Origin of the sequence: Rhodoblastus sp. (assembly GCF_052145335.1) — a bacterium.
Classification (GTDB): Bacteria; Pseudomonadota; Alphaproteobacteria; order Rhizobiales; family Beijerinckiaceae; genus Rhodoblastus.
The window spans coordinates 1-8,785 of record NZ_JBKQOU010000032.1 but is presented as its reverse complement, the minus strand read 5'-3'; the positions used below and the strand labels follow the sequence as shown (position 1 = coordinate 8,785).

At 64.4% G+C, this 8,785-nt stretch carries 12 protein-coding genes and 1 pseudogene; 9 read left to right on the top strand and 4 right to left on the bottom strand.

Going from position 1 to position 8,785, the window contains the following annotated elements; all coding sequences use genetic code 11:
• Positions 1 to 262: pseudogene (locus tag ACLP2E_RS02370) on the bottom strand (integrase); the annotation flags it as partial.
• A gap of 365 nt (positions 263 to 627) precedes the next feature.
• Between ACLP2E_RS02370 and atpD the strand changes: the two are divergent.
• From atpD to ACLP2E_RS02325, 9 genes are read left to right on the top strand one after another with little or no spacing between them, the layout of a single operon-like run.
• Positions 628 to 2,040 carry a F0F1 ATP synthase subunit beta gene (gene atpD / locus ACLP2E_RS02365; RefSeq protein ID WP_442465036.1) on the top strand — a complete coding sequence of 471 codons (1,413 nt, stop codon included), beginning with the start codon at positions 628 to 630 and terminating at the stop codon, positions 2,038 to 2,040.
• Positions 2,037 to 2,453, top strand: coding sequence for a F0F1 ATP synthase subunit epsilon (locus ACLP2E_RS02360; RefSeq protein ID WP_442465035.1), 417 nt, complete (start codon positions 2,037 to 2,039; stop codon positions 2,451 to 2,453). Before atpD ends, ACLP2E_RS02360 begins: the two co-directional genes overlap by 4 nt.
• On the top strand, positions 2,450 to 2,743 hold the full coding sequence (locus ACLP2E_RS02355) for an AtpZ/AtpI family protein (protein ID WP_442463813.1): 294 nt from the start codon (positions 2,450 to 2,452) through the stop codon (positions 2,741 to 2,743). The genes ACLP2E_RS02360 and ACLP2E_RS02355 overlap by 4 nt, the downstream gene beginning before the upstream one ends.
• On the top strand, positions 2,740 to 3,057 hold the full coding sequence (locus ACLP2E_RS02350) for an N-ATPase subunit AtpR (protein WP_442463812.1): 318 nt from the start codon (positions 2,740 to 2,742) through the stop codon (positions 3,055 to 3,057). The genes ACLP2E_RS02355 and ACLP2E_RS02350 overlap by 4 nt, the downstream gene beginning before the upstream one ends.
• Positions 3,054 to 3,779 carry a F0F1 ATP synthase subunit A gene (locus tag ACLP2E_RS02345; RefSeq protein ID WP_442463811.1) on the top strand — a complete coding sequence of 242 codons (726 nt, stop codon included), beginning with the start codon at positions 3,054 to 3,056 and terminating at the stop codon, positions 3,777 to 3,779. Before ACLP2E_RS02350 ends, ACLP2E_RS02345 begins: the two co-directional genes overlap by 4 nt.
• Positions 3,776 to 4,021, top strand: a complete 246-nt coding sequence (locus ACLP2E_RS02340; RefSeq protein ID WP_296713208.1) for a F0F1 ATP synthase subunit C — start codon at positions 3,776 to 3,778, stop codon at positions 4,019 to 4,021. The genes ACLP2E_RS02345 and ACLP2E_RS02340 overlap by 4 nt, the downstream gene beginning before the upstream one ends.
• Before the next feature lie 4 nt (positions 4,022 to 4,025).
• Entirely contained in the window at positions 4,026 to 4,769 is a 744-nt protein-coding gene (locus tag ACLP2E_RS02335; RefSeq protein WP_442465034.1) for a F0F1 ATP synthase subunit delta, read from the top strand.
• The gene (locus ACLP2E_RS02330; protein WP_442465033.1) at positions 4,753 to 6,288 is read left to right on the top strand and encodes a F0F1 ATP synthase subunit alpha; all 1,536 of its coding nucleotides are present in this window, start codon (positions 4,753 to 4,755) and stop codon (positions 6,286 to 6,288) included. Before ACLP2E_RS02335 ends, ACLP2E_RS02330 begins: the two co-directional genes overlap by 17 nt.
• Positions 6,285 to 7,163, top strand: a complete 879-nt coding sequence (locus ACLP2E_RS02325) for a F0F1 ATP synthase subunit gamma (protein ID WP_442463808.1) — start codon at positions 6,285 to 6,287, stop codon at positions 7,161 to 7,163. Before ACLP2E_RS02330 ends, ACLP2E_RS02325 begins: the two co-directional genes overlap by 4 nt.
• A 362-nt stretch (positions 7,164 to 7,525) precedes the next feature.
• Here the strand turns inward: ACLP2E_RS02325 and ACLP2E_RS02320 are convergent, their stop codons facing one another.
• The 3 genes from ACLP2E_RS02320 to ACLP2E_RS02310 all read right to left on the bottom strand — a co-directional run bounded on the left by ACLP2E_RS02320 (position 7,526) and on the right by ACLP2E_RS02310 (position 8,558).
• The gene (locus ACLP2E_RS02320; RefSeq protein WP_442465032.1) at positions 7,526 to 7,798 is read right to left on the bottom strand and encodes a hypothetical protein; all 273 of its coding nucleotides are present in this window, start codon (positions 7,796 to 7,798) and stop codon (positions 7,526 to 7,528) included.
• Positions 7,799 to 7,919: 121 nt separating this feature from the next.
• Positions 7,920 to 8,324: a type II toxin-antitoxin system HicB family antitoxin gene (locus tag ACLP2E_RS02315; RefSeq protein ID WP_442465031.1), complete on the bottom strand. Its 405-nt coding sequence runs from the start codon at positions 8,322 to 8,324 to the stop codon at positions 7,920 to 7,922.
• Between the two features lie 87 nt (positions 8,325 to 8,411).
• The gene (locus ACLP2E_RS02310; RefSeq protein WP_442464750.1) at positions 8,412 to 8,558 is read right to left on the bottom strand and encodes a hypothetical protein; all 147 of its coding nucleotides are present in this window, start codon (positions 8,556 to 8,558) and stop codon (positions 8,412 to 8,414) included.
• Positions 8,559 to 8,785 lie beyond the last annotated feature (227 nt).

The window sequence follows — 8,785 nt, the reverse complement described above, 5'->3', positions numbered from 1 at the left end:
TCGTAGAGATCGTCGCGCGGTCGCGCAGTCTGCCGCCGACGCACAGATCGTCGATCTTCAGGCGGGTGAGATCGCAACCCCGCAGTTTGCTGTCGATCGCCAGGTTGAACATTGCAAGGTCGCGTATTCTCGCCTCGATTTGCAGCCGAGCCCGGATATTCCAAACCTCCTTGGGCTTAAGCGGGCGTTTTTGACCTACGAGACGTCCTTTGTTCCAGGCCGATTTCCGATTGCTCGGCTGAGGGGGGTGGGTCTCGGACATGGAAATTCCTCCCTATCCGACCACTCCCTCCTCGGCTCCCCGGTCATCGGGGCGCGATATAAACGTCCCAGCGGCGCTGGCGCTCCGCAGCAGAAAAGCAGTCGTTCAAAATGGCGGCTGGCCGCCCGCCTCGCGCCATTTGCCGACATCGGCGGTGGCCGGAAGAATCCAAGTCTCATGGCAGAAAGCGGTCGCTGAAGCGGGTTGCGTGAAGGCGACATCATTATTTTCCGGCCGCTTTCCGGGTTGACCTGGTCCGACGTTAGGCGTCAACTTTGTAGCCGCTTTCGGCGGTCGCACGAACGAATCGACCCGAAACTCCGCGCTGAGACCTCGTCAGCCCTGGCAGGATTGTGGTGAAGCCAATGTCCGAAGGCAAAGTCGTCTCCGTCCGCGGCGCCGTGGTGGACGTGCGCTTCGACGGAGCGCAATCCCTTCCGCCCGTCGACAGCGCCCTGACCGTGCTCTGGGACCGCCCCGAAACGCTGGTGCTGGAAGTTCATAGCCATCTCGACGCGGCGACGGTTCGCGCCATCGCGCTTCGGGCGACATCGGGACTGGCGCGCGGCGTCGCCGTGCGCGCGACCGGCGCGCCCCTGTCCGTGCCGGTGGGCGAGGCCGTGCTGGGACGGTTGCTCGACGTGCTCGGCAATGTCGGAGACAATGGCGCCGCCTTGCCGGCCGATACGCTCCGCAAGCCGATTCATCGTCCCCCGCCGCGCCTGGAGGACGAAACCTCCGCAACGAAGATTTTCGAGACCGGCGTGAAGGTGATCGACCTGCTCGCCCCGCTCGTCCAGGGCGGCAAGGCCGCGATGTTCGGAGGCGCCGGCGTCGGCAAGACCGTGCTGGTGATGGAGTTGATCCACGCCATGGTCGAGAAATATCGCGGCATTTCGGTTTTCGCCGGGGTCGGCGAACGCTCGCGCGAAGGCCATGAACTCTGGACCGAAATGCGCGAGTCCGGTGTGCTTAAGCGTACGGTGCTGGTCTATGGGCAGATGAACGAGCCGCCAGGCGCGCGCTGGCGCGCGCCTCTGACGGCGATGACCATCGCGGAGTATTTTCGCGACCAGAAGCATCAGAACGTGTTGCTGCTGATGGATAATGTCTTCCGCTTCGTGCAGGCTGGCGCGGAAATCTCGAGCCTGCTCGGCCGGCTGCCGTCACGCGTGGGGTATCAGCCGACTCTTGCCAGCGAGGTGGCGGCGCTGGAGGAGCGCATCGCTTCGGCCGCGGGCGCGGCGGTCACTGCGATTCAGGCGGTCTACGTGCCGGCCGACGACTTCACCGATCCCGCCGTCACCGCCATTTCCAGCCATATGGACAGCATCATCATGCTGTCGCGCCAACTCGCCGCGGAAGGCTTTTATCCCGCGGTCGATCCACTCGGTTCGTCCTCGGCGCTGCTCGATCCGCTGGTTGTCGGCGACAAACATTACGAGATCGCGGAGCGGGCGCGCGAGGCGCTGGCCCGGTTCAAGGATTTGCAGGACATTATCGCGCTGCTCGGCGTCGAGGAGCTTGGCGCGGCGGATCGCCTCATCGTTAAACGAGCGCGGCGATTGCAGCGTTTTCTCAGCCAGCCTTTCATGGTCACCGAGGCCTTCACCGGGACGCCGGGCCGGAGCGTCGCTCTCGCCGACACATTGCGGGGCTGCGAAGCCATTCTCGACGGCGAAGCGGACGACTGGGCCGAAAGTTCGCTCTATATGGTAGGGACGCTGGAAGAGGCGCAGGCGAAGGAAGCCGCCGCCAAAGCGGGAGCCGCAGCATGAGATTGCGCATTGTCACGCCGCTGGCGGTGGTTGTCGATGAGGACGGGGTGCTGGCCGTGCGCGCGGAAGATTCCAGCGGCGGCTTCGGCGTCCTTCCCGACCATGCGGATTTCCTCACCAGCCTGATCCCCTCGGTGGTCAGCTGGAAGCGCGCCGACGCGAGCCGGCTTTATTGCGCCGTTCGGCGGGGCGTCTTTTCGGTCCGCGGCGGCGACGAAGTCGCCATTGCCACGCGGGAAGCCGTTGTCGGCGACGATCTGGCGACGCTCGATAGAACCGTGCTCGCACGTTTTCACGCCGATCTCGACGCCGAGCGGTCGGAACGCGTCGATGCGGCGCGGCTGCAACTGGCGGCCATCCGGCAAATCATGCGGCATCTCCGGCGCGATGGACACGGGGGAGGATTCGCGTGAACGACGGCTCCGGCCCGCCCGATGAAAACGACGCGCTCATTCGCGCGGCGCAACTACGCCACGAGCGGGAAAAGCGCGGCCGGCAGGACGAAGAGCCATCCGTCGCGCGCCGGCTGGCGCAAATCGGGGTGCTCGGCTGGATGATCGTGACGCCGATGCTCATCGGCGTCTTCCTCGGCAATTGGCTGGACCGGACCTTCAAGACCGGCCTGTTCTGGACCGCGCCGCTGCTGCTGCTCGGCCTGGGGCTTGGCTGCTGGTCGGCCTGGAAATGGGTGAAAAAGGCATGAACCCCGCGTCCTTCCTCGCTTTCCACGATGGCGTCGGCCTTTGGCGGCTGTCGGCTTTCGCCGTGGCTGGCGGCCTGGGCGGCGCGCTCTATTTCGCGGCGGTCTGGCGGTCGGCCACAGCCTTGGCCGCCGGCGCCCGCCTGATGAAATGGCTTGTCCCCATGCTGGCGCGGTTCCTCCTCATGGGACTGCTGCTCGGATTGGCGGCGCGGCAAGGCGCGGGGCCCCTGCTGGCCGCGGCGGCCGGCGTCCTCCTCGGCCGCGCCCTTGTCATGCGCCGCGCCAAAGCATGGGGGACGGCGGCCGCGCCATGACCTCTCCGCTCGCCACGACAATCCTGTTCCACGTCGGCTTCGTTCCGATCAGCGCCGCGGTCGCGACGACCTGGGGACTGATGGCGCTTCTCGTTCTCGGCTCCGTTCTGGTTTCGCGCCGCTTGACGCTTGTTCCGGGATCGACGCAGGCCTTTTTGGAACTGGTGGTCGAGAGCGTCGACAGCCAGATCCGCGACACGATGCGGGTTGAGCCGGCGCCCTATCGCGCTTTCATCGGCGGCCTTTTCCTGTTCATTCTGGTCGCCAACTGGTCCTCGCTCGTCCCCGGCGCCGAGCCTCCGACCGCCCGTCTCGAAACCGACGCGGCGCTCGCCTTCCTGGTGTTTCTGGCGGTCATTTTTTACGGTGTGCGCAGCGGCGGATGGCGCGGCTATCTGGCGACCTTCGCCTCGCCGAGTCCGGTGATGATCCCGCTCAATTTCGTCGAAAGCCTGACCCGCACCTTTTCCCTGCTGGTGCGGCTTTTCGGCAATGTGATGAGCGGCGTCTTCGTCATTGGCATCGTGCTGTCGCTGGCCGGCCTGCTGGTTCCCATTCCGCTGATGGCGCTCGATCTGCTCACGGGCGCCGTGCAGGCCTATATTTTTGCGATTCTGGCCATGGTTTTCATCGGCGAGGGCGTTGAGGCGCCTAAAGCCGACCACCCAACAAAGACCGATCATCCAACAGAGGCCGGTCGCCCAACAGAGGACGCGTCATGAACTGGTTAGCTTTTGCAAGCATTGTCGGCGCCGCGGTCGCCGTCTCCTTCGGCGCGATAGGACCCGCCCTGGCGGAAGGCCGCGCGGTGGCTGCGGCGATGGACGCCATCGCCCGCCAGCCGGAATCGGCGAATGTCATATCGCGCACGCTGTTCGTCGGCCTCGCGATGATCGAAACGATGGCCATCTATTGCCTGGTGATTGCGCTGCTCCTGCTGTTCGCCAACCCTCTGCTGAAATGACATCATGACCATTGATTGGTGGACGTTCGGCCTCCAGACCGTCAACGTCCTTGTTCTTCTCTGGCTTCTCAGCCGTTTCTTCTGGCGGCCCTTGGCCGGCATGATCGAACAGCGCCGGCAAGCGGCGCAAAACCTGCTCGACGAGGCCAAGGCGAAGCGCGACGCGGCGGCGACGTTTCTGGCCGAGGCCGAAAAACGCAGCGCGGGTTTCGCCGACGAGCGCGACGCGATCCTGCGACAGGCGCGCGAAGAGGCGGCCGAGACGCGGCGCGCGCTGCTGGCGCGGGCGGAAGCCGAGGCGACCGCGCTGCGGGACGCCAACGCCGCCGCTCGCGGCAAAGAGCGCGACGAAGCGGAGGCGGTCTGGACCGCGCAGGCGGCCCAATTGGCTGTCGACATCGCCGGCAAGCTCGCGGCTCGGCTCGACGGCGTCCAAGTGCGGGCGGCTTTTCTGCACTGGCTGGTCGAACAGATCGCCGCCTTGCGGGAGGAGGCCCGCGGCGCCATTGCCGCGGATGAAAAAATCGAGATCATCGCGGCCGGTCCGCTGGACGCGCGGGAAAAGGTGGAGGTTCGGGCGGCGCTCGCCGCCGCGCTGGACGCCGAAGCGGCCAAAATCACGTTCGGGGTCGATGCGGCGCTGATCGCCGGGCTTGAATTGCGCACCCCGCATTTCGTGCTCAGCAACAGCTGGCGCGCCGATCTTGCCAAAATTCTCGCGGAGCTGACGCATGACCGGCCAAGCTGACATGCGCGCGGAAGAATGGCGGGCGCGGGCGCGCACAAAACTCGACGCCGCGCGGCTCGGGCCGCAGGCCGACGAGATCGGCCGGGTCGAAGAAATCGGCGACGGCGTCGCGCGGATCTCGGGACTGCCGAACTTGCGGCTTGACGAACTGGTGCGTTTCGACAGGGGCGCCTTCGGCTTCGCCCATTCCCTGGACGAGGACGCGGTCAATTGCGTCCTGATCGACCCGGCGGAGAATATCGAGGCGGGGGACGCCGTGCGCGGCGGCGGCGGCGTTTTACGTGCGCCGGTCGGCCCGGGGTTGCTTGGCCGCGTCATTGATCCGCTCGGCCGGCCGCTCGACGGCAAGGGGCCCGTCGCGTCCGAAAGCCATGAACCCATCGAGCGGCCCGCGCCCGCTATTGTCGATCGCGATTTCGTCACCCAGCCGGTACAGACCGGCGTGCTGGCGCTCGACGCGCTGTTCGCTTTGGGACGTGGCCAGCGCGAGCTGATCATTGGCGACCGGGCGATCGGCAAGACCACGCTGGCGCTCGACGCCATCATCAATCAGAAAAACAGCGACATGGTCTGCGTCTATATCGCGGTGGGACAGAAAAGCTCCGCCGTCCGTCGGGCCATCGATGCGATCGCCGCCTTTGGCGCGCCGGAACGCTGCATCGTCGCGGTCGCCAGCGCGGCCGCGCCGCCGGGCCTGCAATGGATCGCGCCCTTCGCCGGCTTCACCATGGCGGAATATTTTCGCGATCGTGGCCAGCATGCGCTCGTGGTGGTCGACGATCTGAGCAAACACGCCGCCTGTCACCGTGAAATCGCGCTGCTGACCCGCCAGTCGCCAGGGCGCGAAGCCTATCCGGGCGATATTTTCTACACCCACGCCCGTTTGCTGGAGCGCGCCGCCAAATTGTCGCCCGGGAAAGGCGGCGGCTCGCTCACCGCCCTGCCCATCGCCGAGACGGACGCCGGCAATCTCAGCGCCTATATTCCAACCAATCTGATTTCGATCACCGATGGCCAGATCGTTCTCGATACGCGACTGTTCCATGAGGGCCAGAAGCCGGCGGTCGATGTCGGCGTCAGCGTCAGCCGGGTCGGCGGCAAGACTCAGGCCAAGGCCTTGCGCGACGCGGCGGCGTCGCTACGTCTCGATTACGCCCAGTTCCTCGAACTTGAGATGTTCACCCGCTTCGGCGGCATGCCGGATAGCCGGGTGCGCGGGCAACTGGCGCGCGGCGTGCGTATTCGCTCGATCCTCAGCCAGCCGCAACATACACCGTTGAGCCTTGCCGAAGAGGTCGCGTTGATCAAGGCCGTGCAGGACGGACTTCTCGACGCAATGTCGCCCGAGGTCCTCACGGAATTCCGGCGCGGCCTCGGAGAGATGCTCGACTGTGACTCCCCCGAAGCGGTCGCGGCATTGCGCCAGGACGGCGACTTGTCCGGCCCGGCGACGCGGGCCCTTGGCGAGGCGCTGCGGCATTACGCGCAAAAACTCTCGCCGCCTGGCCCAGCGTCATGACCGAACGCCTCGCCGACGTCCGCGCCCGAATCGATGGGGTCCGCCAGCTCGGATCGGTCGTCAACGCCATACGCGGCATAGCCGCCGCCCGCGCCCAGACAGCGCGCAGCCAGCTTGTGGCCGTCGACGCCTATGCGCAAACCATCGCGGCCGCGATTGGCCGGGCCATGCGCCTGGGTGGGCCCTCTCGCCAGGACGGGAGGCGTCGCGGCGGCCGCATCGGATTGGCGCTGTTTTGTGCGGAACAAGGATTCGCCGGGTCTTTCAGCGAACGCGCGATGGACGCCGTCGGCGCCGACCTGCCGACCTGCGAATTATTTCTGATCGGTTCGCGCGGCCTCGATCCGGCGACGCAACGAAACATCCGCTCGCATTGGAGCAGCGCCATGCCTTCGCATGCGCTGGGCGCGCCGAAACTGGCGGATCAGATCACCGAGGCCGTTTATCGTCGCATTGCCGTGGAGGCGATTGTCCGGTTCGACGTAGCCTTCACGCTCTGGTCGCCCGGCAAAGGCTTTCGCGTCGAACGGCGGCGGCTGTTCCCGCTCGATCCCACGTCCTTCGCCCATCTGGATGGCGGAGACGCGCCGCTGGTCAATTTGCCGCCGGACGCACTTCTGGCCAGTCTGGCGGCGGATTATCTCCATGCGCAATTGTGCCAGGCGGCGCTACATTCCTTCGCCGCGGAAAACCAGGCTCGGATGGAAGCGATGGCGTCGGCCGGTAAGCAAGTCGAAAAACAGCTGGCAAAGACGCGTGCGACAGAGCGGCGTGTCCGGCAGGAAGGGATTACAGACGAGATCATCGAGCTGGCGGCAGGCGAAACGGCCTCCCGAACGGGGCGCCGTTCGACCACACGGCGTCAACCTGGCTAATGGCGCAGCCAACCGCCCACAACAGCAAATCGGACCAATTCGGCGGCGTGTACGTCTGCTTTGCGGCCTATCGGACAGCGGTTGCCGAAGACCGCTCAGGGTCATGAGCACGTATTCCCATCGATCAAGGAGACGCCTTCAGCGGAGTTTCCTGGCTTTGGTCGAACGCGTAATTATGATCCCATGCGGCCGTTCGGCGACCGCGCCACGAATGTCTCAAATGCGCCGGAAAGCGATCGATGGCGTGTGACGGCGTTCTGAACGAACGCCGCCGGACTCTTTGTCTCAAGGTGCGCGGCGCCCCCAATCAGGGCTTGTAGTTCGAATATCCCGGTCCGGTCTTGTCGTAAACGTTGTTCAAATCATCCGGCATGATCGCGGCTATTTCCCGAGGCCGGAAGCGTGATCAGATCCTCGGGCAGAACGGTGGCGCCGGCGTCATCCCATTCGAGATTCATCACCTTGTTGGGGCCAAAATAAATATCGAGGCCGTAAGGCAAATTTGGTTTTTTTGTCTTGCCGGTCAGAGCAAATGCATAATTCTGGGCGTCAGTCAGTTTAAATGCCTTATCGAATGGCGTCCTGTGGACCATCTCGAAGTCGGCAAACTCAACCTCTAATACCTTGGGTCCCATTTCGTCGTCCAGTTTCCCTGACGATTCAGAATGCGAGCGCGTGCTTACGAATTTCTTTGACCTCTTCCAATCTGCTCATCATTGCTTCCCTTGTCCTTAAAATTAGTCGCCGCGCCGCAGATCAGGCGCTGCGGTTGATCTTTTCGCGGGCGGCCTGCGCCAGAAAGCTGCTCCGGGTCAGGCCGAGCATTTTCGCCGTTTCGTCGATCGTTTCGAGAAGGCCGGCGTCGATCGAGATATTGGCGCGGGCCGGCCGCGCTTGTTCGCTGATGAACGGCACCACCACGAAGATCGAGCCTTCGGCGATTTGTTCGTTGACGTCAGGATCTTGACGCAGATCGACGACGCCGCGCGGCTGGGGGCGCTCCGCCGGCGACAGATCGCCAAGCCATTCCGCCAGGGCCTCGATGGCGTTGGCGAATACGTCGTTTTCGTCCTTGCCCATGGCGACGCAGCCAAGGCAGTCGGGGAAGGAGATTCCGAATTCTCCGACTTCTGAAATATCAAGCAGACCGATGTAGCGCATAAGGCGCGCCTTTCTCCAGATAACTGCGGATTTGGCCGAGGGCTTACCATCCCGCGGCCTTGGCGATGCTCCTGGCGACGCCAGGAGTCAGTGGATTGTGGCGAGGAACCATGATCTTGACGCCGGGCCGCTTCGGGTGAGCAACTTGTCATGCTTCGCGCCGCCCTCGACGCACCAGCCCTCGGACTTCAGCCGGCTGACGATCTTGTTGCGGTCGGTTTCCGGCTTCGCCATGCGCCCCTCATTTTTTGCGCATACATTTGCGCAATTCTGGGCAATTGCAAGACCGGCGTGCGCATATAATTGCGTACACCCTTCGTGCGCGGGCTTTTTAGCGAATGAAATGTGGAGGGGAAGGGGTATGAGGTGCTGACATATTGCTGACAGGGCGGAGGATCGGGCTCCGGAAAATCCGCGCTGCGTTGCTAAATATGAAGCTAAATCAATAGCGTGGACTGGAG